This is a genomic window from Neorhizobium sp. P1_A6 (assembly GCF_056406795.1).
On sequence record NZ_JBFTZM010000011.1, the window covers coordinates 184,403 to 206,576 of the forward strand.

Annotated in this window: 22 protein-coding genes and 1 riboswitch; of the genes, 10 read left to right on the plus strand and 12 right to left on the minus strand. The window is 60.7% G+C overall.

The window, feature by feature from the left end; genetic code table 11:
* Positions 1-47: 47 nt before the first annotated feature.
* On the minus strand, positions 48-368 hold the full coding sequence (locus AC1D3C_RS21945) for a type II toxin-antitoxin system PemK/MazF family toxin (protein ID WP_477484350.1): 321 nt from the start codon (positions 366-368) through the stop codon (positions 48-50).
* Positions 368-583, minus strand: coding sequence for an antitoxin MazE family protein (locus tag AC1D3C_RS21950; protein WP_105429383.1), 216 nt, complete (start codon positions 581-583; stop codon positions 368-370). Before AC1D3C_RS21950 ends, AC1D3C_RS21945 begins: the two co-directional genes overlap by 1 nt.
* A 134-nt stretch (positions 584-717) precedes the next feature.
* On the opposite strand from AC1D3C_RS21950, the gene AC1D3C_RS21955 reads away from it, so the two are divergent.
* Positions 718-1,713, plus strand: coding sequence for a transporter (locus AC1D3C_RS21955; protein WP_038548798.1), 996 nt, complete (start codon positions 718-720; stop codon positions 1,711-1,713).
* A gap of 70 nt (positions 1,714-1,783) precedes the next feature.
* Here AC1D3C_RS21955 and AC1D3C_RS21960 read toward each other — a convergent pair whose 3' ends face one another.
* From AC1D3C_RS21960 to AC1D3C_RS21970, 3 genes are all read right to left on the minus strand, one after another.
* Positions 1,784-2,236 carry a BA14K family protein gene (locus AC1D3C_RS21960; protein WP_477484325.1) on the minus strand — a complete coding sequence of 151 codons (453 nt, stop codon included), beginning with the start codon at positions 2,234-2,236 and terminating at the stop codon, positions 1,784-1,786.
* A 161-nt stretch (positions 2,237-2,397) separates the two neighbouring features.
* On the minus strand, positions 2,398-2,817 hold the full coding sequence (locus tag AC1D3C_RS21965; RefSeq protein WP_477484326.1) for a BA14K family protein: 420 nt from the start codon (positions 2,815-2,817) through the stop codon (positions 2,398-2,400).
* A 108-nt stretch (positions 2,818-2,925) separates the two neighbouring features.
* On the minus strand, positions 2,926-4,170 hold the full coding sequence (locus tag AC1D3C_RS21970; RefSeq protein WP_477484327.1) for an aromatic ring-hydroxylating oxygenase subunit alpha: 1,245 nt from the start codon (positions 4,168-4,170) through the stop codon (positions 2,926-2,928).
* Positions 4,171-4,273: 103 nt separating this feature from the next.
* A riboswitch (cobalamin riboswitch) is annotated at positions 4,274-4,503 on the minus strand.
* A gap of 183 nt (positions 4,504-4,686) precedes the next feature.
* On the opposite strand from AC1D3C_RS21970, the gene AC1D3C_RS21975 reads away from it, so the two are divergent.
* From AC1D3C_RS21975 to AC1D3C_RS21990, 4 genes are read left to right on the plus strand one after another with little or no spacing between them, the layout of a single operon-like run.
* Positions 4,687-5,283, plus strand: coding sequence for a DUF6656 family protein (locus tag AC1D3C_RS21975; protein ID WP_477484351.1), 597 nt, complete (start codon positions 4,687-4,689; stop codon positions 5,281-5,283).
* 33 nt (positions 5,284-5,316) lie between these two features.
* Complete coding sequence (locus tag AC1D3C_RS21980) at positions 5,317-6,294, plus strand: L-threonylcarbamoyladenylate synthase (protein ID WP_477484328.1); 978 nt, start codon at positions 5,317-5,319, stop codon at positions 6,292-6,294.
* A 27-nt stretch (positions 6,295-6,321) separates the two neighbouring features.
* Positions 6,322-7,767, plus strand: coding sequence for an FAD-binding oxidoreductase (locus tag AC1D3C_RS21985; protein WP_477484329.1), 1,446 nt, complete (start codon positions 6,322-6,324; stop codon positions 7,765-7,767).
* On the plus strand, positions 7,764-8,144 hold the full coding sequence (locus AC1D3C_RS21990) for a winged helix-turn-helix domain-containing protein (protein WP_038540454.1): 381 nt from the start codon (positions 7,764-7,766) through the stop codon (positions 8,142-8,144). Before AC1D3C_RS21985 ends, AC1D3C_RS21990 begins: the two co-directional genes overlap by 4 nt.
* A 13-nt stretch (positions 8,145-8,157) precedes the next feature.
* On the opposite strand, the gene AC1D3C_RS21995 is transcribed toward AC1D3C_RS21990, so the two are convergent.
* Positions 8,158-10,749 carry a DUF1217 domain-containing protein gene (locus tag AC1D3C_RS21995; RefSeq protein ID WP_477484330.1) on the minus strand — a complete coding sequence of 864 codons (2,592 nt, stop codon included), beginning with the start codon at positions 10,747-10,749 and terminating at the stop codon, positions 8,158-8,160.
* 305 nt (positions 10,750-11,054) lie between these two features.
* On the opposite strand from AC1D3C_RS21995, the gene AC1D3C_RS22000 reads away from it, so the two are divergent.
* The gene (locus AC1D3C_RS22000; protein ID WP_037084360.1) at positions 11,055-11,621 is read left to right on the plus strand and encodes a DUF6101 family protein; all 567 of its coding nucleotides are present in this window, start codon (positions 11,055-11,057) and stop codon (positions 11,619-11,621) included.
* A gap of 81 nt (positions 11,622-11,702) precedes the next feature.
* Here AC1D3C_RS22000 and ubiA read toward each other — a convergent pair whose 3' ends face one another.
* From ubiA to AC1D3C_RS22030, 6 genes are all read right to left on the minus strand, one after another.
* Complete coding sequence (gene ubiA, locus AC1D3C_RS22005; protein ID WP_247034468.1) at positions 11,703-12,653, minus strand: 4-hydroxybenzoate octaprenyltransferase; 951 nt, start codon at positions 12,651-12,653, stop codon at positions 11,703-11,705.
* 124 nt (positions 12,654-12,777) lie between these two features.
* A complete protein-coding gene (locus tag AC1D3C_RS22010; protein ID WP_477484331.1) occupies positions 12,778-13,587 on the minus strand; it encodes a MipA/OmpV family protein in 810 nt (269 codons plus the stop codon).
* Positions 13,588-13,687: 100 nt separating this feature from the next.
* Positions 13,688-13,867 (minus strand): hypothetical protein, encoded by a 180-nt coding sequence (locus tag AC1D3C_RS22015; protein ID WP_477484332.1) that lies wholly within the window; start codon positions 13,865-13,867, stop codon positions 13,688-13,690.
* Positions 13,860-14,612, minus strand: a complete 753-nt coding sequence (locus AC1D3C_RS22020; RefSeq protein WP_477484333.1) for a hypothetical protein — start codon at positions 14,610-14,612, stop codon at positions 13,860-13,862. The genes AC1D3C_RS22015 and AC1D3C_RS22020 overlap by 8 nt, the downstream gene beginning before the upstream one ends.
* A gap of 121 nt (positions 14,613-14,733) precedes the next feature.
* Complete coding sequence (locus tag AC1D3C_RS22025) at positions 14,734-15,990, minus strand: class I SAM-dependent methyltransferase (RefSeq protein ID WP_477484334.1); 1,257 nt, start codon at positions 15,988-15,990, stop codon at positions 14,734-14,736.
* Between the two features lie 173 nt (positions 15,991-16,163).
* Positions 16,164-18,461 carry a Tex family protein gene (locus AC1D3C_RS22030; RefSeq protein WP_477484335.1) on the minus strand — a complete coding sequence of 766 codons (2,298 nt, stop codon included), beginning with the start codon at positions 18,459-18,461 and terminating at the stop codon, positions 16,164-16,166.
* A 226-nt stretch (positions 18,462-18,687) separates the two neighbouring features.
* Between AC1D3C_RS22030 and AC1D3C_RS22035 the strand changes: the two genes are divergently transcribed.
* The 4 genes from AC1D3C_RS22035 to AC1D3C_RS22050 form a co-directional block, all read left to right on the plus strand.
* Positions 18,688-18,897, plus strand: coding sequence for a hypothetical protein (locus AC1D3C_RS22035; protein ID WP_038540434.1), 210 nt, complete (start codon positions 18,688-18,690; stop codon positions 18,895-18,897).
* Between the two features lie 146 nt (positions 18,898-19,043).
* Complete coding sequence (purD, locus tag AC1D3C_RS22040) at positions 19,044-20,315, plus strand: phosphoribosylamine--glycine ligase (protein WP_477484336.1); 1,272 nt, start codon at positions 19,044-19,046, stop codon at positions 20,313-20,315.
* A 100-nt stretch (positions 20,316-20,415) separates the two neighbouring features.
* The gene (locus tag AC1D3C_RS22045) at positions 20,416-20,934 is read left to right on the plus strand and encodes a plant virulence effector HPE1-like domain-containing protein (protein WP_247034473.1); all 519 of its coding nucleotides are present in this window, start codon (positions 20,416-20,418) and stop codon (positions 20,932-20,934) included.
* A 279-nt stretch (positions 20,935-21,213) separates the two neighbouring features.
* Positions 21,214-22,174: cache domain-containing protein (locus AC1D3C_RS22050; protein ID WP_477484337.1), on the plus strand; the 961-nt coding region annotated here is incomplete at its 3' end.

Genomic DNA, 22,174 nt, shown 5'->3' on the forward strand with positions numbered 1-22,174 from the left:
CATCCTCACCTTGCTTTTTACGTAAACGTAAGTGCGAATGTCAATGTTCAGGCTAAGCCAAAGAACACGGCAAGCGACCGGTTCACGGCCATCAAGGTTTCATCTTCGATCGAGCCGAAAACCCTGCCTATTTTTTCCCGCTTGAGGGTCATCGCCTTGTCGATCATGATCTGGGAGGGACTGTTGAGCGCGTTGCTCTGCGTGGGCTGGACCATGATGCGAATGAGCGGCGTGTCCACAATGGTACTGGACAGCAACAGCACCGTCAGCGTATCCGTGTCGAAGAGGTCAGACTGGATCACAAGGGCGGGGCGCGGTTTTCCGAAATCCCCAGCCAGAGCAACCGTCACAAGATCGCCCCTGCGCATCATTGCTCCCCGAGATCAGCCAGGGCTTCATCCAGAAATTTCATCAGATCGGGATCTGCCGCGTCCGCCGCTGCGACCAACCGCGACTGCCGATGGCATTCCTCTGCAAAACCGGGGCGCCGCGTATCCGGAACCCAAATTTGCACTGGCCGCAACCCGGACGCCCGGAGATTTTCACGACGCTTTCTGACGCGCTCACTTACGGAACTGGCCATATGAAATACTCCTGAATTTGTTACATGTAACAGATGACACTGGAGGGTTCAAGGAGCTTTTAGAGAATCTTGTTGAAACAGCCGTTACACAAGAGGTCTATGGAGTGATGCCTATGCTTTCGGATTCCTCGCCCATGTCCCTCATGAACCCCGCTATCCCCGGCCTCGTCTGGGCCTATCACTTCCATCCGGGAGCGGCGCCCTGCACCAGGCTGCCGCTCGATGCGGCGCGCAGCGATCTCGATGTCGGCGACGGTTTTCTGTGGCTGCATCTCAACCTCGTCGACAGTCGGGTCAACGCCTTCCTGGAGAACTTCCCGGGCCTGACACCGCCGGCCATCGCCGCACTCACCACCCACGACACGCACGCGGCGGTGACGCTCGACGAGCAGCTGGTCTACGGCACACTGGTCGACTTCCAGCGCGAATTCGACAGCGAGACACGCGATATCGGCTGGCTGCATTTTTTTGTCTCGGACAGGGTGATCATCACCACCCGCCTGCAGCCGTTGCGCTCGATCGACCGGGTGCGGGCAGCGATCGAAAAGAACGCCTCGCGCTACAAGAAGCCGATCGACGTGTTCGAGACGCTGGTCGCCGAATTCCAGCGAACACTGATCGCCCTGGTGATGGAACTCACCGAGGAAATGAACATCATCGAGGATTTCGTCTACGACAACACGCCGCGCGACGAACGGCGTCGGCTGGCGCCGATCAGGCGGACGGTGGTCAGGCTGCACCGGCATCTGAGGACGGTGCTGACGCTGCTCAGGCGCGCGGCGGCGACTGACGACGACGAGATGCCGCCCGGTTTCGACGACGCCGCCTCGCGGCTGATCGGCCGGCTGGAGGCGGCGGACCACGACGTCTACGCCCTGCAGGAGCGCGCCCGGCTGCTGCATGAGGAAATCGACTCCAAGCTTTCCTCCGAAACCAACAGGCACCTCTACATCCTGTCGCTGATGACCGCCTTCCTGCTGCCGCCGACCTTGGTCACCGGCTTTTTCGGGATGAATACCGCGTCGCTGCCCTTCGAGGGGAATGGCTCGGGGACAGCCTATGCCTTCGGCCTGATCGTCATTTCGGTGCTTGCCGCCTGGTGGCTGTTGAAACGCACCGGCATTCTTTGACCGCTGGACAAACGAAAAACCCGCCCGGGGGTCGATGCCGAACGGGTTGAACGTTTCCTATCGATCGCTCTTAGAAATAGGGCGAATAGCAGGTCTGACGCGGGCCGTAGTTCGGCTGGAACGAGTTCGAATAAGCGTCGTAGGAGCGGTAACGCTCGGCGCACCATTCGTAGTGGCGCGGATTGATGTCGTCCCCGCCGCCATAGACCGGCGCCGGCTCGACATAACGCGGCTCCGCGGCTATGGCACCGCCGATCAGGGCGCCGGCGCCGAAAGCCGCCAGCGGAAACCAGTAGCCGTTATGGCGTCGATAGCCCGGGCGGTAGTCGCGATAACCGCGATGCCCGCCATACCAGCCGCCGCCATGGCGACGGTACTGCACGAGGGTCACGTCGGTATTGGCGTTCGTTTCGATCCCGGCGACCGGAGCAGTCGGCAGCGGCATCGCCTGAGCCGGCATCAGCGAGCCGGCGAGAACGGCAGCAGAGATGCCCGCAACCGCGATCTTCTTCAAAAGAGTCATATTAAGTCCCCCATATCCCTTGTCGGTGCTTCAATTTTTGCCAGCCAATTATTTCAGTATGCAGCGAAATAGAATTTCGCTGCAACCCTTGGGAAGTTCATCCTGAACGCGTGATTAACGCGAGCCACGACCGGGCTTGCGTAAAGATGGCCAATGCCTGCTTACCTGTAAGGCGAGATGCAGCGTGCCCGCACGCCGGAGCGCGGTGCATAAGTATCGTCCCAGGCCCGATAGCTGCGATAACGGCTTTCACACCAGGCGACGTGGCGGCTGCCATAACCCCGATCCACCTGGATAGCGCCGCCGATAATGGCGCCGGCACCGAAGGCGGCCAGCGGGAACCAGAACCCGTTGTGATAGCGATAACCGGGGCGGCGGTCGCGGTAACCGCGATGGCCGCGATACCAACCGTAGCGGTCACGCCGGAAGTCGCGACGATACTGGACATTGGTGACATCGCTGGCGGCCGAAATGCCGGATGGCGGAGCCGGCATTTGGACAGCCTGCGCAGGTACAAGGCCAGCAAATGTCGTGACAACGGCGACTGCCGCTGCGGTCAGGCGTAGGCGAAAGGCGTTCATGCGGGGTGCTTCCTCATTCTGATTTTCAATCAGAAAACAACGCCACACGCGGGATTCCGTTCCTGGAGCCACGCCCCGCGCCGATCAACGCCGATCACGAATTGGCGATCAGGCGACGATCGAGAGTTGCGCCTGCTCGCCCTGCAGCCGGTTGACCATGAAGTTCGAGTACCATTCGACGAACTGCATGACACCGCCTTCGTGGAGCGCCGAATAGGGGCCTGGCTCATAGGCGGGTGAGCGGATGCCGAAGGCGTTTTCCTCGACGATCTGGCGGTCCTGGTCGTTGGTCATGTTCCAGACGTGGGCCAGATCTTCGAGATTGTAGTCGACGCCCTCGACCGCGTCCTTATGGACCAGCCATTTGGTGGTAACCGCCGTTTCCTCCGGCCCAAGCGGGGTGACGCGGAACGAGATAGCGTGATCGCCGAGAATGTGGTTCCAGCTGCTCGGATAGTGGAAGAGCAGCATGGTGCCGATCGAGTCGATCGTCACGTCGTCGGAGAGTTTGCGCTGCACGGCGTTGCGGCCGCTCATCGTATAGCTCTCGGCATCCTCGATCAGCGGCATGCGCGCGACGCGGAACTGGCCGGTCTCGTCCATCCGGAATTCGCTCGGCAACCCGGCCGCCTCACAGCGCTGCCAATGGGCGGCGATGACCGGATCGTCCTTGGCGCCCTGGACACCGGTCGCGGTCGGCGATTCCGGATAGGTGCGGCAGAGCTCCGGATGGTTGGCGGCGCAATGGTAACATTCGCGATTGTTTTCCCAGACGAGCTTCCAGTTGCCCTTTTCGATGATCGTCGACTGGTGCGCGACCTTGGCTTCCGACAAGCGGTGCGGGGCCATATAGGGCTCGATCGCGGCGCGAACCGGCGCGAAATCCGGCGCCTCGTTGGCAAGGCAGATGAAGATAAAGCCGGCGACGCTCTCGCAATGGACCTTCTTCATGCTGAACTGGGTCTTGTCGAAATCCTGGCCCATCTGGCGGCCGACCAGAAGCGAGCCGTCCAGTTCGTAGGTCCACTGATGGTAAGGACAAACGAGCCGCACCGCCGAACCATGTTCCTTGGTGCAGACACGGCTGCCGCGATGGCGGCAGGTATTGTGCAGCGCCCGGATCTGGTTGTCGCGGCCACGCACGATCACCACCGGATAGTCGCCGATCTGCAGGGTGAAATAGGCGCCGGCCTTGGGCAGCTCGCAATCATGCCCGACGAACAGCCAGTCGCGGTACCAGATCATTTCCAGATCGAGCTTGAAATAGGCGGGATCGGTATAGAAGGGCTGTTCGAGGCTGAATCCCTCGCGGCGGTTCTTGAGCTGCCGCAGGGCCTGATTGCGAATTTCCATATACTTACCTTCCTCGTCAATGTGGACAGCGGAAGGACATGGAAATGCCGGCCGGCCCCAGGCCCGCCCCAAACCCTGTCCCGAACGCCCGCCGCGTCCGGTCGTCATCTTTTGTCCCGAGGCTGGTTTCCGGGCTCAGGAGCTGTCCGCTGCGGGACGGGCTCGGCGCCTTCCCGGGCGGCCTTTTCGGCTCTTTCCCAGTGGCCTGTACCAAGCTTTCTTGCTCCACCACCGTTGCGGGGGCAGCGCCGGATCAAGGTTTTGAAAACCCCTGCCGGCTTCCCAATTCTCCGCCTTCCCTAGACAGGCGGCACCTCAAGATCGAGGCGGATATAATCATCGAGCGAGCGTGTCGCATAGGCGACATTGCGACATCGGCAACCGCGTTGGCGACAGCGACGAAACGGCCCGGAATGCAACACTCCAGCCCCGCGAAAGCGAAACCTGTCATTAAGGGATAAGCCATAAAATCCCGGCTCGAATGGGAGCGATGCCACCGTGCAGGCCAAGGGAAAAATCCGTTACTATAAAGCTCCTCCACCAAAGCCTCCGGCGCCGGTGGCAGTGAAGACCGCTGCCCATTCCGAATTCCTTCGGACGGGGCGCATCGCCCGCTACAATCCGATCTGGCTGCCGGAAGAGCGCCGTTATCTCACCCATGACGAGGTCGCAGAGCGCACGGGCAAAAGGCTGGAGGCGGCCGGCGAGACAAGCCACAACCGGATCAACTCCTTCCATCGCTCGATCAAGTTTCCGAAGATCATCTTTCACCACACGCTCGATGAGCGGCCACATCTCGGCTATTGCCATGTCACGGCGGCAAAAACGCAACTTGCCCACGGCGTGCCGGTCAGCTGGTCCTTCTACATTGCCAATTTCGTCTCGGAGATGGGCGGGGAGGAAACGTTCTTCGAGCGTATCAGCACGGCCTATTCGCGCATGTATTTCGCCGTCGCTGTCGAACGAGAGGCCGGCCAGCCGCTGCAGATCAACCGGTCGATCCGCAAGAACGGCCTTCTGTTCCGGACCAACGATCCGATGGAAGCGATCAAGAACGTGCTGATGCTCGGAACTTCCAACGAAATGCTCCGCGAGATCATCAAAAAGCTATGAAGACGCCCGGGTCCGCGTTATTGACGGGCGGATATGACGGCTCAAATCATCGACATCACCCGGGACCATGACGGCGCGCTCGCCCAGGCCTGCGTCGTGCTTGCAGACGGCCTGCCCGTGGCGATCCCCACCGAGACGGTCTACGGGCTTGCGGCCGATGCCACCAATCCCGCCGCCATCACCCGCATCTACGAGACCAAGGGGCGGCCGCGCTTCAATCCGCTGATCTGCCATATGTCGGATCTAGCCATGGCCGAGCGTTATGCCGACTTCGATCCGATTTCGCGAAAGCTTGGCCAAGCCTTCTGGCCGGGACCCCTCACCCTGATCCTGCCCCTGAAACCCGAAAGCGGCATCCACGCGCTGGCGACGGCCGGGCTCGATACGGTCGGCATCCGGCTTCCCAAGGGCTTCGCTTCCGATCTGATCCGCGCCTTCGGCAAGCCGCTTGCGGCGCCGAGCGCCAACACGTCCGGCAAGGTGAGCCCGACCAGCGCCGCCCACGTGGCCGACGACCTGGGCGACAAGCTGGCTTTGATCATCGACGGCGGCGCGGCCCCGGTCGGCGTCGAATCGACCATCGTTCGTGTCGAGGATGGCGTGATCCGGCTGCTGCGGCCGGGCGGGGTTGCCGTGGAAGAGATCGAGAAGGCGACCGGCCTTACGGTGATCCGACTGGAAGGACCAGCGGCGATCATCGAAGCTCCCGGCATGCTCGCTTCCCATTACGCGCCGGGAGCGGCGGTCAGGCTCAATGCCGACCATGTCGAGACCGGCGAGGCATTGATCCGGCTCGGTTCTGCTCCCGTGAAGGGAATGGAACTCGCGACGGCGGTTTTTGATCTGAGCCCGTCCGGCGATCTTGCGCAGGCGGCGGCAAACCTGTTCGATTACCTGAAGCGCGCCGACGCCACCGGCGCCGCCAGTATCGCCGTCACGCCCATTCCCGACCACGGGCTCGGCGAAGCGATCAACGACCGGCTGGCGAGGGCGGCTGCCCCGCGGGAATAAGCCGGGGCAAAAGAGGAGGAGACGCTGATGGATATTTCCGGGCCGAAACCAGAACTTCTCGACCGCTTCGCCGCGATCGTCGGCGAAAATCACGTGCTGCGCGATGCCAATGATCTTGCGCCGCATCTGGTCGAGGGCCGCGGGCTCTACAAGGGTTCCTCGCCGATGCTACTGAAACCGGGCTCGGTCGAGGAAGTGTCCGCGATCCTGAAGCTTGCAAGCGAGACCGGCACGCCGATCGTGCCGCAAACCGGCAATACCGGCCTTGTCGGAGGCCAGACGCCGCGCACCGGCGGCAGCGACCTGATCGTCTCGCTCGAACGCATGAACCGCATCCGTGACGTCGATCCGGTCGCCAACGTGCTGGTCGCCGACGGCGGCGCCATCCTTGCCGACGTGCAGAAGGCGGCGGAAGCCGTCGACCGGCTGTTTCCCCTGTCGCTCGGTTCGGAGGGCTCCTGCCGCATCGGCGGCAACCTCTCCACCAATGCCGGCGGTACTGCCGTGCTCGCCTATGGCAATACCCGCCAGCTCTGCCTCGGGCTCGAAGTGGTGCTGCCGACAGGCGAGATCTGGGACGGCCTGCGCCGGCTCAAGAAGGACAATACCGGTTACGACCTACGCGACCTCTTCATCGGCGCGGAAGGCACGCTCGGCATCATCACCGGTGCGGTGCTGAAACTTTTTCCGCAACCGGTCGGGCACCAGGTCGCACTTGCCGGCCTCAATTCGCCGGCAGACGCGTTAAAACTCTTCGAGCGGGCCTCGAACCTCTGCGGCACGGCGTTGACCGGTTTCGAGCTGATGCCGCGCATCGGCATCGAATTCGTGGTTCGGCATATAGAGGGCGTGCGCGATCCGCTCTCCGAGCCGCATCCGTGGTACGCGCTGATCGACATCTCGACCTCGGATTCCGCCGAGACGGCCAGTTCCATGGTACAATCGCTGCTCGAACAGGGTTTCGAGGCAGGCCTCATCCGCGACGCCGTGATCGCCTCCTCCGTCGCGCAGCAGAAGGCGCTCTGGCACATGCGCGAAAGCATGTCGGATGCGCAGAAACCCGAAGGCGGCTCGATCAAGCACGACGTGTCGGTGCCGGTCTCGAAAATCCCGACCTTCATGGCGGAGGCAGAACAGGCGGTGCTGGCGGCCATGCCGGGTGCGCGGGTCTGCGCCTTCGGCCATCTCGGCGACGGCAATATCCATTACAACATCTCGCAGCCCATCAGCGCCGACATGGCGGGCGACAAGGCGGCCTTCATCGGCCGCTGGCGGGAGATCAACGCGATCGTCCACGGCATCGTGCTCGCCGCCGGCGGGTCGATTTCGGCTGAACACGGCATCGGCCAGTTGAAGCGCGACGAGCTTGCCCATATCCGCTCGCCGATCGAGATGGACCTGATGCGGCGCATCAAGGAGGCGTTCGATCCGGCCGGCATCATGAACCCCGGCAAGGTGGTTACCATTCCATGAGCCGGCCCTCGAAGACCACTATACGAATCGACCTCGACAACGGTGTGCGGCTCGGTCCGGGCAAGGCGCAGCTTCTGGAACTGATCGCCGAACACGGCTCGATCCGAGCGGCGGGCGCCTCAATCGGCATGTCCTACCGGCGGGCATGGCTGCTCGGCGACGAGATCAACCGGATGTTCAAGGAGCCGTCGATCTTCACCCGCCACGGCGGCAAAAGCGGCGGTGGTGCGGGTCTGACGGAATTCGGCCAGGAACTGCTGTCGCGCTACCGGCGGATGGAGAAAGCGAGCCGCGACGCGATGCGCGCCGACCTCGACTGGCTCGAATCGAATGCAGATCCGCACTTCGAGACGACGGCAAAGACCACCGACGCCTGATAACCGCCCGCCCTCAGCCCATCCGGATCTGGGACAATGCCCATAGGGTGTCCGAGCTGATGCCGACCGAGCTGCCGTCGCTGCTTAGAATGCTCACCGCCGATGCCGTATTCTGGCTGTTCTCCAAGTCGTACATGATCGTGAAGCGCTGGACCAGTTTCTTGACCTTTTCCGGATCACTCAGATCTTCGAGGTTGAGCTTGTTCTTGACGATCTTGGCCTGCTGGTCGACGTCCATGTTGGCGATTTCCGCGGGCAGGCTGAAAGTGACGCGGAAGAACTCCTTCAGCGCCTCGTCGCCGAGGATCACGTATGGGTCGGTGATGCTGTCCGACATGCGCTCGAAATAAAGCGCCAGGCGGACGCCCGGATTTTCCTCGCCCTGCTGGTTTTCGAGAAGCTGGCGGACGTAAAGGTCCTGGGTCGCGACGACTTCGCCGCCGTTCTGAGCCTCGCCTGCCGAGCTTCGGTCGATCTCGCCCTTGGAGTCGAAATTGAAGGTACCGACGATCTGCGCGAACCGCTTGTCCGTCTGGGTATTCACGAAGCTCTTGGGGTCGGCGGGATCCGAATTGAAGGCCTTCTTCAGGAAATCGTTGGTGACCTTGGAAGGGTCTATCCCCTTCGATATCAGCAGGATGTCGAGCGTCTTGCGATCGGCGAGCAGTTCGTCGCGGCTGCCGATGCGCTGCATTGCGTCGGTATAATATTTGGCTTCCGTCTGGGCTTTCGCTCTGGCCGCTTTGAGTTCATCGCCTTCCATAAACCGGCTTTTGCGCAGGATATAATCCTTGGCGACGTTGGTGATTGCCGCATTGGACTGGAGCAGCACCTGGCGGGTGACTGCTCCCTTGGGGTCGAAATTGAAGAGCTTGGCAAGCGAGACGAAACGTTCGTCCTTCAGCTTGTAGATATAGCTGTTCGGGTCGGAAAGATCGCTTTTCAAGGCACTCTTGATCGTCAGCTTCGAAACGGTGGCGGGGTCGAGGCCAACCGCTTCAAGGGCAAAATCGTAGGATTTGTCGGCATCCGCGCTCAGAAAGTCGTCAAGCGTCTTCACGGCCGAAAGGTCGAGCTTGTAGAATTTGATAGTCTTGTCGAGATCCGCTTCCTGCTTGTCGTCCCAGCGGCTCATATAGTCGCTACGGGTGGTACTGGTCTGTAATTCGTCCTGGGCCTGGCCGGCGGCGACGGTACCGTCGGTGGCGAAATTGAAGGCCTTCGCCAGCTCCAGATATTCCGGATTGGTAAGGCTAAAGCGGTTCGCATAGCTGTCAGGGTCGGAGAGATCGCTCGTCAATATCTGTTCGATCGTGGACTTGACGACCGTCACCTTGTCGAGATCGAAGGCGACCTTGATATATTTGAGAAGCCGGGGATCATTGATGAAATCGCTGACGTTGGTAGCCGTCTTGAGCTTCTGCTCGAAGAGCTCCTGATTGAACATCGCCTCGGCATGCGTGATCCGGGTCTGCTTGTTGAAGAAGCCTCCGACGATCTCCAGCAGTTTTTCCGGCGTGACCGCGCCGCCTGCCGGCACCGAGCCGTCAGCGTTGAAGCTGAAATCCTCGGCGAGCGATTTCATCAATGCGAGATAAGGCGCATCGGACGCCCCAGCGCTGATGATGGTCGCGAGTTCGGCGCGCCGCGAGTCCGTCTGGGCGATCGGCACCAGCCTGCCATCCAGCTCGGTATAACGCGTCTGCGACGTCGTCAGGTTATCCTGGTCCGTCTGGATTGCCTGCACCGTATTGGTCAGCTCCACCTGCATCGCGTCGATCAATGGCTGGATCACCGCCGGATCACCGCCATTGTTCAGTTCGTCCTGCTTGGCGGCGATCTGGGTTTCGAGATCGGTTTTCTTCTGCTGGCCGAGCGCGATCGAATCCTGCAGCGTGGGAATGCCGGTGCTGAGGCTCAGCCGCTCGGCAAGCTCCGTGTCTTCGGTTTTCGCCGCATTGTACTGGTCGAGATTGTTGCCATAGGCGGTGTTGTAAAAGCTGGTCGGATCGGCCGGATCGCTGGTCAGCACGCCGCGGATGGCGTTGTAGTTGTAATATTTGGTATCGATGCCATAGGCCGTGAACAGGTAGTCGCGAAGCCTCGGATTGGCCAGCAGCTGATCGACATTGGTGATATTGCCGGTCTCGCCCAGCATGACCTTGAAATAACGGGTGTCTTCCTCGATCGTATCGTTCTGGGCTGCGATCGTCTGGTCGTAGGTATCGAAGAGTTCGTCCATCTGGCCGTTGGACTGGGCGGCTGCTCCCTCTCCGTTGGAAACGCCGAAATTGAACGCTGCGGCGATATTCTTGTAACGGTCGTCGGTCAGGCGGTTTGCAAAGCTATTGTCGTCGCTGAGATCGCTTTCCAGCACCTGCTTCATGAACGCCTTGGCATAGATCATGTCGTCCAGGCCGTGGGCCTGCATCGCATAGGAATAGAGGCGATAATTGCCGAGGAACTCGTCGACGGTTTTTACCTTGCCGATATTGTCCTGATAGTACTTCGTATCGTTGACGACCGTCGTCTGCCCGGCAATGTTTTTCAGGCTCTTCTGCATGTCGCGATTGACAAGATCAAAGGTGAGATAGGTCGATACCATGGAAGGGCCTCACGACTCGGAATTATGCTGCCGCAATCATTGCAGTCTAGCCTTGCCCGTGGCTTTTCGAAAGGGTTTCGACATCCCGTCCGGAATGTCCCAGGCCTGCACAGCAATGCTGCGATTCATCTTCCGGAAACCCAAATCCGACCCCTTTTGCTAACCATCCAGGCAGGCAAGGCTTCTTTAACCGCTATTTTTAAGCAGTCTCGAACATGGCCCGCCCTATGCTTTGGGTATCAGAGGACAAAAGTCCCGTAGAGAAACCGGCAACGGCTCTCAGGTAAAACAAGGGTAGCATATCGATGACCAACACTGTTCTGAAGCCCGTCTGGGCAGGGTCGACATTCAGGCTCGATCCGTCTCGTTTCCCGCAGCAGGTTACCTATGCGCTGCGCGAGACCTCAGGAGATGTCTCCATCACCATCGACGAACGCGGCGCAGTGCTGCGTAAGATCCTCCCCGCAAGCGGCCTGCCGCTCTCCTTCGCCTTGCCCGCCCGCGCCTTCAAAGGGGTTGCGGCCCGCGCCATAGACCACGGCGACGGCGAAGTGACGGTCACGCTCGAACTGCATCACGACGATCCGGATCTCTGCATTCCGCTGCTCGTCGCCCACGACCTCTGCGACATCGCTGCCGACTGGCGGAGCTGGTCGGACGCCTATCGCATTCCGATGCTGATGGTGGAAGCCGACGGCATCGCCCGGCCGCTGGAAAACCATATCGGCGACGTGCGCACCAATGCCGTCAGGCAGCGCCGCCGCCATTCCTATTTCGCGGCCCGTCGTCCGCGCTTCCTGGTCCGCCGCACCACCGGTAGCCTGGGCGTGACGATGAAAATCGAAGGCAAGGAAATTATCGCGCGACGCTAGGGCTTTGCTTGTCCCTTTGTCCACCGCCTCTCGCGATAACATGGGAGGGAGCCCGATCCTTGAGCGGTCGGGCTTTTTCCGTTAGAGGGCAAGCGACAGGACGAGGCCGGCAAACAGGATCGCGCCGACGCGGGTGTTCGACTTGAAAAGCCTCAGGCACTGATCGGCATTGTCGATATCGAGGATCAACACCTGCCAGCCGAACATCAGGGCTGCGGCGAGAAGCCCGAGATAGGCGAGGAAACCGACGCCCGCCGCTGCGAACGCAAGCAGCAGGAAGATCAGCGTCAGGCCGTAAAGGCCGATCAGCCAGGGCTTGGTATTGTCGCCGAAGAGACGTGCTGTCGAGCGCACCCCGATCAGCTCGTCATCCTCCTTGTCCTGATGGGCATAGATCGTGTCGTATCCGATCGTCCAGGCGATGGCGGCCAGGTAAAGCCAGAGGGCGGCGGCGGAGAGGCTGCCGAACACGCCCGCCCAGCCCATCAGCGCGCCCCAGGAGAAGGCAAGGCCGAGGAAAAATTGCGGCCAGTCGGTAAACCGCTTGGCGAAGGGATAGATCGCCACCACCGCCAGCGACAGGATGCCGAGCAGGATGGTGAAACCGTTGAACTGGATGAGGACGAGCAGGCCGATCAGCGCCTGCACGCCAATGAAGACCTTGGCTTCGAAACGCGACACCCGGCCGGAGGGCAGCGGCCGCGAGCGGGTGCGCGCCACTTCCATGTCGATATCGTGATCGACGAGGTCGTTATAGGTGCAGCCTGCGCCGCGCATGGCGACCGCGCCTAAGAAGAACAGCACGAGGTGGAAAAGCAGGAGGCCGAGGGAAAACGCGCCCTCCCCCTTGGCGGCGTTCGCCGCCAGCGCCGCCGACCAGAAACACGGCCACATCAGAAGCTGCCAGCCGATCGGCCGGTCCCATCTCGCAAGCTGCGCATAGGGCCAGGCCGGCCGCGGCAGGACGCGATAGACCCAGTTGTCGGATGGAGCGTCGGCCACGCGGCCGCTGAAATCGTCGGCGTTCGTCATGGCCGGTTCTAGCGCCGGCCGAACGCCACGGTCAAGCAGGCGCTTTGTCGCCGTTTGGAAACGGAAAGTCCCACGCCTTCCGTCGTGAGCACGCTCACGACTTAGGGCGTGGAAGAGCCACGTCTTACGGCAGAGAGAAGCCGAATTTGTAGCTTGCTGAAACGCCGAACATCAGCTGGTTTTTCGAACCGCGTTCGCGCACGAGACTGCTGTCGGCGATATCGCCGGTCAGCCGCTTGTATTCGGCAAACGAGGTGAGCTCGAGTTTCTCGGTCGCCTTCCAGGTCAGCGCCGCGCCGACGCCGACCGAATGCAAGCCGCCGCCCGGATCGTAGGCGGAGAGACCCGATGCCGCCGACTGGCTCGGGGTCACCTTGTAATAGGCATCGTTGTAACCGTTGCTTGCCCAGGTCGCGCGCGGACCACCGGAAAGCCTGAGATCCGGCTGAAGATCGGTGAAAGCGTCGACCGAGACATCGGCGACGACGCCGTCATGGCTGCGGATGCCCTGGCGGACTTCGGCACGGGCACGGATCCAGTCGGTCGGATAGATATCGATGAAGCCGCCGACTTCGCCGCCGAGCTTCACCTTTTTCAGACCCTTGAGATCGTCGGACGTGTCATCATCGCGCGGCATGATCAGCTTCGCCGCCACGCCGGCGCGGATCGAACCCTGGTCGATCAGCGCGAAGGAGATGTTGTCATTGCGGGAAGAGAACCGCGCCTGTTTGGCGTTCTGGCGGCCGAGCGAGATGATCGGCGAGAACTGCAGGCTGCGGCCGTTGTCGCCCTCGAATTTCGGCGCCACGAAACCGGCGCCGCCGAGCGTCAGGTACCAGTCACCGGACCAGAAGCCTTCCTGAGCCTCGGCGCTCCCCGAGGAAACAATCGAAAAAATGGAAAGAAAAAAGGCAGCCCGGACAGGCAAGGACATGGCAACGGATCCTGAAAACGCGAAACAGAACAGAGATCCCACTGGGGATTTCCGTTCTATTATCGCATTTGCATTGCCAGCTTGTTAACCAAGCGAAAAATCACACCGCTACCTTGTCGAGCGGGATGCGGCTCTCTTCGAAGGCTTTCAGTTCCGCCTCGCGCTCGTAGATGTAGTCGCGGTTGTCCGGAACCGCGGTGCGCTTCTTGACGATCTGCATCTGGAAGAGGCGTCCGTCATGGCCGGTTCCACTGCCCGCCCAGGGAACCCGGTTAAGCATTTACGGGTGAGACCGCAGGCGGCAGCTCATCTGCCCCGTGCCGCATATAGACATTCGCCAGGACAGCAGCTCCATACGTGATGCCTATAGCATTAATGGAAAGCGCAACCATTACGACCAATATCAGAGGTATATTTGGCACTCCGGCGGGCACCAGCATCGTCCCAAATGCTGCCGTGCCTATAGCACCGATAACCAGCGACATAGCGGACATGGCTACCAAAGAGACGGCGAGGTGCCCGAAAGTCGTCAGGAAATTCGGAGCACCCCGAGCCCAAGCCGCCTTAAGCGATGTTCTGATCCCCGTAATGTTGGATGTCGGCCAAGTACCGACCAACGACATCAAGGCCGCATAAATTACGACCAGTGCCGTGGTCGACACCATCAGCCAGCCAACTGTACGGCCGTTGAACACCGCTGCAAACCATAGAAAGGCCGGCAGAGAAAGTCCGGCTGCAATTATCGCTAGTGTAATAAATTTCAGAGAATAACCGAAAAATCCTTTGTAAAACTCCGGCTTCGCGCTGAACTCAAATGTCGTTTCCCGTATTATTGAGATTTGCACCCACATCGCCAGGTAAATTGTTGGAAAAAAAGAAGCAATATTCGACGAAGAACTCCCAGAAATTTCTTCGAATACCGATAGCAGAACGGAAATTATTATCCATACGAAATAATAAATCCAATTTCTAACGACGATAGAAAAGACTTGTTTAACCACGCGAATGCCCCCATTGCCCAGCATCGGCTCCACAACCTTGGCAAGTTGCGGACCAGATGCTGAACCATAGAGGGCGCCATACCGTTTTCCAAGATAGGTACCGGAACCAAAGGTTAATTTATACTTGCATAGGGGTTAACCCAGTTCACACCGCTACCTTGTCGAGCGGGATGCGGCTCTCTTCGAAGGCTTTCAGTTCCGCCTCGCGCTCGTAGATGTAGTCGCGGTTGTCCGGAACCGCGGTGCGCTTCTTGACGATCTGCATCTGGAAGATGAAGAAGCTTTCGTGGGTGAAGGCCATTTCCGAACCGGCGAGATAGAACTCCCACATCCGCACGAAACGCTCGTCGTAAAGTGCCACCGCCTTGTCCTTGTTGGCCATGAACCGCTCGCGCCAGTGGCGCAGCGTGTGGGCATAATGCATCGGCAGGATTTCGATGTCGGAGACGAGCAGGCCCGCCTTCTCGATCGACGGCATCACTTCCGAAAGCGCCGGAATATAACCGCCCGGGAAGATGTATTTCTCGATCCAGGGATTGTTGATGAGGGCGGGATAAGGCTGGCCGATCGAATGCAGCACCATGACGCCGTCATCGGCGAGCACGTCGTTCACCTTGTCGAAGAACTTGGGATAGTTCAACCGGCCGACATGCTCGAACATGCCGACGGAAACGATGCGGTCGTAACGCTTGTCCGGGGCTAAGTAATAATAGTCCTGCAGCTCGAAACGGACGCTGTTGGCAAGACCGCGCTTGGCGGCGCGCTGGCGAGAAATCTTGAGCTGCTGCGTCGAGAGCGTGATGCCGGTCACGTCGACGCCGGAGGATTCCGACAGATACATGGCCATGCCGCCCCAGCCGGAACCGATTTCCAGCGCCTTCTGCCCGGGCTCGGCAAGCAGCTTGGCGACGATATGGCGCTTCTTGGCGATCTGCGCCTCGTCGAGCGAAATGCCCGGCGGGTTGAAATAGGCGCAGGAATATTGCCAGTCCTCGTCGAGGAAGAGCGAGAACAGCTTTTCGTCGAGGTCGTAATGATGGGCAACATTGCGCCGGTTATGGTTGATCGGCACGCGATTGCGGAACTGGGAAACCAGCACGCGGGCGATGCCGCGCCAGATCATGCCGAAGGTCAGTCCTTCGCTGAGGGTATTGTCCTTGATCAGCGCAAGGAACTCATAGATGTCGCCGTCATCGATGACGAGACGGCCGTCCATGTAGAGCTCGCCGAGCTTCAAGGGAGGATCCGCCACCAGTTCGCGTTCGGCGGCTTCGTCGATAAACCGTATCGAAACGGATCGCCCGCCACCGCTCCCGTAACGCTGCTCACCGCCCGAGCCGCGTACGATCAAAGTTCCTGTCTTGATGATTTTGCTGAGAAGATTGTGAAGGGACGAGGCCACGGACCCACCTCCAATAATAATACTAAGGGTGCCTTACTAATCCAAAATCTAATCGTTTCCCTGCGACTTTCAAGCACATTGCAGCCATCAAAATGACATAAAAAAGCAGGCCGTCAAACCCCCGCCTGACGACCCGCATCCTATAATTGAAATTCTGCCGAAGCCGGCCAAAATCACTTGCGTTTTAAAGCTTCCGCGAGTGCTGCGCCGAAAGCGCCCTGAGATGAAGGTTTTTCAGTTTTCATCATTTTCGGGTTAACCGGCCGGACGTCGCGGTCGCCGCGCGGAGCGGGTGCCGCTTCGCCGCCGTCCTTGCGCATGGTCAGCGCAATTCTCTTGCGCTTCACATCGACCTCGACAACCCGAACTTTGACGACGTCGCCGGCCTTTACCACCTCATGCGGATCCTTAACGAAACGGTCGGCCAGCTGCGAAACGTGGACAAGGCCGTCCTGGTGCACGCCGATATCGACGAAAGCGCCGAAGGCGGCCACGTTGGTGACGGTGCCTTCGAGCATCATGCCCGGCTTCAGGTCGGTGATCTCGTCCACGCCTTCGGCAAAGGTGGCGGTCTTGAAGCTCGGGCGCGGGTCGCGGCCGGGCTTTTCCAGCTCGGCGATGATATCCTTGACGGTCGGCAGGCCGAAGGTCTCGTCGATGAACCTTTTCGGGTCGAGCGCCTTGAGCGCCGCACTGTCGCCCATCAGCGAGCGCAGGTCGCGGCCGCAGGCGGCAACGATCTTCTTGGCGACGCCATAGGCTTCCGGATGGACAGCGGACGCATCGAGCGGCTCCTTGCCATTCGGGATGCGCAGGAAGCCAGCCGCCTGTTCAAACGTGCGGTTTCCGAGACGGGCGACCTTCAGGAGGTCCCTGCGGCTCGAAAACGCGCCGTTCTGGTCGCGATGGGCGACGATCGCCTCGGCAATCGAGCGGCTGAGGCCGGAAACGCGCGAGAGCAGCGGCGCGGACGCCATGTTCAAATCGACGCCCACCGCGTTCACCGCATCTTCGACCACGGCATCCAGCGAGCGGGAGAGTTTCCCCTGGTCGACATCGTGCTGGTACTGGCCGACACCGATCGATTTCGGTTCGATCTTGACCAGTTCCGCCAGCGGATCCTGCAGGCGGCGGGCGATGGAGACAGCGCCGCGCAGCGACACGTCGAGGCCGGGGAATTCGAGAGCGGCCGTTTCCGACGCCGAATAGACCGAGGCGCCGGCTTCCGAGACGATGACTTTGGTCGGCTTCTGCCCGGGCAGGTTCACCAGCATGTCGGCGACCAGCTTTTCGGTCTCGCGGCTGCCGGTGCCATTGCCGATGGCGATCAGCTCGACATTGTGCTTGCGGATGAGCGCGGCGAGTTCGGCCTGGGTGCCGCGGATGTCGTTCTTCGGCGGGAACGGATAGACGGTGGTGGTTTCCAGCAGCTTGCCGGTGGCATCGACGATCGCGACCTTGACGCCGGTGCGGATGCCCGGATCGAGACCCATCGTCGGCCGGGAGCCGGCGGGTGCTGCGAGCAGCAGGTCCTTGAGGTTGCGGGCGAACACGTGGATCGCCTCCTCCTCGGCGCGCTCGCGCAATTCGCGCATCAGGTCGAGAGACAGCGACACCGAAAGCTTGACGCGCCAGGTCCAGCCGGCGGCCTCCATCAGCCAGCGGTCGGCGGCACCCCGGTCCCGGATGTCGAAGGCGAGCGCGATGATCCGCTGGGCAGGCTTTACCGGCGACGGATCGTCCTGATCGACTTCGATGGTCAGCGTCAGGAATTCCTCATTCCAGCCACGCAGCATGGCAAGCGCGCGGTGGCCGGGCGCCGTCGCCCAACGCTCTGAATGATCGAAGTAATCGGAGAATTTTGCGCCGGCCTCCTGCTTGCCGTCGACCACCCTGGCCTTCAGCGTCGCGCCGGCCCGCATGTGCTGGCGCAGTTTTCCGAGCAGGTCGGCATTTTCGGAGAATGTCTCGGCGACGATATCGCGGGCCCCTTCGAGCGCAGCCTTCACGTCGGTTACCTCGTCCTTGACATAAGCTTCGGCAAGCTTTGCCGGATCGACGCTGCGGTCGGCCCAGATTGCTTCGGCCAAGGGTCCGAGGCCGCGCTCACGGGCGATCTCGGCGCGGGTGCGGCGCTTCGGCTTATAAGGGAGATAAAGGTCTTCGAGCTCGGCCTTGGTCGTCGCCTTGCCGATCTTTGCGGCAAGCTCGTCGGTCATCTTGCCTTGCGAATTGACCGAATCGACAATGGTGGAACGGCGTGCTTCGAGCTCGCGCAGATAGACCAGCCGTTCCGACAGGTTGCGGAGCTGCGTATCGTCCAGCCCGCCCGTCACTTCCTTGCGGTAGCGGGCGATGAACGGCACGGTGGCACCGTCGTCGATCAGCCCGATCGCGGCGGCTGCCTGTTCGGGACGGGCATTGATTTCCGCAGCAATCGCGGCGGCAAGGAAACGGAGATCGGCGGCCATAGGCGTCCTCGTTCAAATGGGAGGCGCGACCATAGTCGAAGTTTGTGGCAAGGCAACGTGGCGAATGCCGGTTCCACAATTTGCTTTCAACCAACCGTGCCGAAACGAAACACGGGTTGACCAGCCGCTAACCAAGGCCCTGTGGAAAAGAACCAATGCACTCTCACCTCCGGCAAGAGGCCATTAAAACCATTCCGCCGCATGATGTGGCCGAATGGAGATACGAATGCCCAAAAAAGCCGCCAGGACACTGGCATTTGACACGGCGGTCGCCAATGAAGAGCTAGAGGCTGCCATTTCCTATCTCGAACAGAAGCTGGACGATGCGTCCTTTCGGAACGAACCGGTGCCTTTCCTCGCCTATCGGAACAAGGTGATCTTCCAGACGACGCTGGATATCCGCCGCGGCGCGAAAAACCGGCGCGGTGAATTCTGACCTTTATCGAACGCGACGGCCTCCCATCGAAACGCCATGACGGACAGAAGATGGGAGGCCACCTAAGCCTTGGCCCTTGACCTTTGCCTCCCCTCCCCTTAACCGCCGCGCAAGGCCAAGGTTTTCAGCGCAGACGAGGGCGAGACATGAAGGTTCTCTTGATCGGTTCGGGTGGACGCGAGCATGCGCTCGCCTGGAAACTCGCGCAGTCTCCGAAACTCGGCAAACTCTATGCCGTACCCGGCAATCCCGGCATCGCCGAGCATGCCGAACTCTTGTCGCTCGACATCGACGATCATGCCTCCGTGGCGGCCTTCTGCCTCGACAATGCGATCGACCTCGTCGTGATCGGGCCGGAAGCACCTCTGGTTGCCGGGCTCGCCGATGTGCTGCGCGCCAAGGGCATCGCGACCTTCGGCCCGTCTGCTGCCGCAGCCCAGCTCGAAGGCTCGAAGGGTTTCACCAAAGATCTCTGCGCCCGCTATGATATCCCGACCGGCGCCTATCGCCGCTTCACCGATGCCGCCGAGGCGAAGGCCTATGTGCGCGAACAGGGCGCGCCGATCGTCGTCAAGGCGGACGGGCTTGCCGCCGGCAAGGGCGTCACCGTCGCCATGGCGATCGACGAGGCGCTTGCGGCGATCGACGACTGTTTCGACGGCGCCTTCGGGGCGGCCGGTGCGGAAGTGGTGGTCGAAGCCTATCTCGATGGCGAGGAGGCAAGCTTCTTCTGCCTTTCCGACGGCAAGACCGCACTGGCGCTTGCCACGGCCCAGGACCACAAACGGGTCGGCGACGGCGATACCGGCCCGAACACCGGCGGCATGGGCGCCTATTCGCCTGCCCCGGTGATGACGCCGGACATGGTTGCGCGCACCATGAAGGAGATCATCGAACCGACCATCCGCGGCATGGCGGAAAGTGGATATCCGTTCACCGGCGTGTTCTTCGCCGGGTTGATGATCACGGCCAAGGGCCCGGAACTGATCGAATACAATGTCCGCTTCGGCGATCCCGAATGCCAGGTGCTGATGATGCGGCTGAAGAGCGACCTGCTCGACCTGCTCCATGCGGCGGCGATCGGAACGCTCGACCAGGTTTCCGCTGAATGGAACGACGACGTGGCGCTGACCGTGGTGATGGCTTCCAAGGGTTATCCGGGCGCCTATGACAAGAACACGCCGATCGCCCATCTGCCCGAGGGCGCTGCCGGCGAGAAAGTCTTTCATGCCGGAACGGCGCTCAAGGATGGCACTCTCGTCGCAACCGGCGGCCGTGTGCTGAACGTTACGGCGACCGCCAAGACCGTCGCAGATGCGCAAGCTCGCGCCTACAGGCTCGTGGACCAGGTCGAATGGGAAAACGGCTTTTGCCGCCGCGATATCGGCTGGCAGGCGGTGACGCGCGAAAAGAACTGAGTGCCGGAACGGTCGTTTCATTTAAAATTTACCGATTATCCAGACGGGATCGAAACGAAGCCGCGATAATCATGGGAGACCTCAAGAAGGATTCCCGGTTATGCGTCTCGTTCTGGCTACAGTTCTGGTGTTTGCAAGCAGTTCGGCTTTCGCGTCGTCGATCACGGTGATCGACAACACGCACAAGGCGGGCGTCAGCATCCTCACCAAGAGCTGCACAAGCTGCCCGAGCGCTGTAGCGCCCAAATCGGACGAGGCAACCTACAAGGTTCCCGATCTGCCGGCAGGGATCCAGAAGACTGAAATCATCGAGATCAACGGCGAAAAGAAGCTGGCGCGTACCGAGGCCTGGCTTGGCGGCTCACCGGTGATCCATGTCAGCAAGCTTCCCAAATGGATGGCCGAGGAAAACGCCATCGCCGAGCTTCACCCGACCACCAACGGCTCCACCGAAACGCAGATCGCGACCGCAGAAGCCAAAAGTGACGGCATCGACGCCGACGCCCTGACCAGCGCGGTGAAGACCATCGGCAAGGCTGAGGTCGGGATCGTCGAAGCATCCCTTACGCCGAAGCCGCTGGCGCTCGACACGTTCGAACTGCGCACCGATCGCTTCTAAGTTTAGAATATCATTATATTTACATAGCAGAAAGTGCTCCGAGAACAGCCTTTCCCGGTATGCGCGTAAATTGCGCATCATCCAATCCGACCTGCCCAAAATATTCGCATTTGCGGCTGTCAAGGCCCGGATAATTAAATTTTTATTCAAATATTCGGGATCACTCTCCCGTCATAGTGCGGTGTAGCACGTGACCGGTGCAGAACGCGCCTTCCCCAAAAACTTCGTCCCGCTCCGGCTCCTCCGGGAGAGTTCGGCTGCCTGAAAGTGAGTCGAAACATGAAGAATCTCAAGATCTCCCACCAGTTATTGGCCATGGTGGCAGCGCTTATGGTGGCTTTCACGGCTGTCACCTACTATCAGATCCGCGCCTCGATCGCCTCGATCTATTCCGAGCGCTACGACATGCTGCGCACCCAGGTGGAGTCCGGCATTTCCATCCTGCAATCCTATTACGACCGGGAAAAATCGGGCGAACTGAAGCACGAGGATGCGCAGAAACTGGCTTACGCAACCGTGGCAGGGATCAAATACGAGCCGGCCGGCTACATCTTCGGCCTGAACTACGACACGGTCACGCAGTTCCACTACAATCCCAAGCTGGTCGGCGTGAACCAGAAGGGTCAGCCGGACAAGATGGGCAACCTGTTCCGCGAAGAGATGGTCGCCAAAGGCCGTGCCGGCGGCGGCGTCACCACCTATTATTGGGAAAAGCCCGGCATGCCGGCCGACCAGGTTTTCCAGAAGGCTGCCTACTCCCGCGCCTTTGAACCCTGGCAGATCATTGTCGGCACGGGCGTCTACACCGACGACCTCGATGTCAAGATCAACAAGACGATCCTGGAAGTGGTCGGCGTCGGTTTCCTCGCCTTCCTGCTTGCACTCGGTGTCGCCCTGATCGTCATCCGCAATATCACCAGGCCTCTGGCCGCCGTGCATGGCGCATTGCAGGCCGTCGCCGACGAAAATGTCACCGCGGCGATCCCGCATACGGACATGTCGAACGAAGTGGGGATGATGGCGAAGGCGACGCAGGCGCTGCAGGAAAAGATCCGCGAACGGCATGCGATGGCCGCCCGCGAGGAAAAGCAGAAGACCGAGCTCGACCGCGAGCGCCAGCAGAACCTCGACATGCAGCAGCAGGAAGCAGCGCTGCAGACCCGCGTCGTCTCCACCATCGGCGAAGCGCTCGAAGCGCTGGCCCATGGCGACCTCACGGTTCGCTGCGCCGATCTCGGGG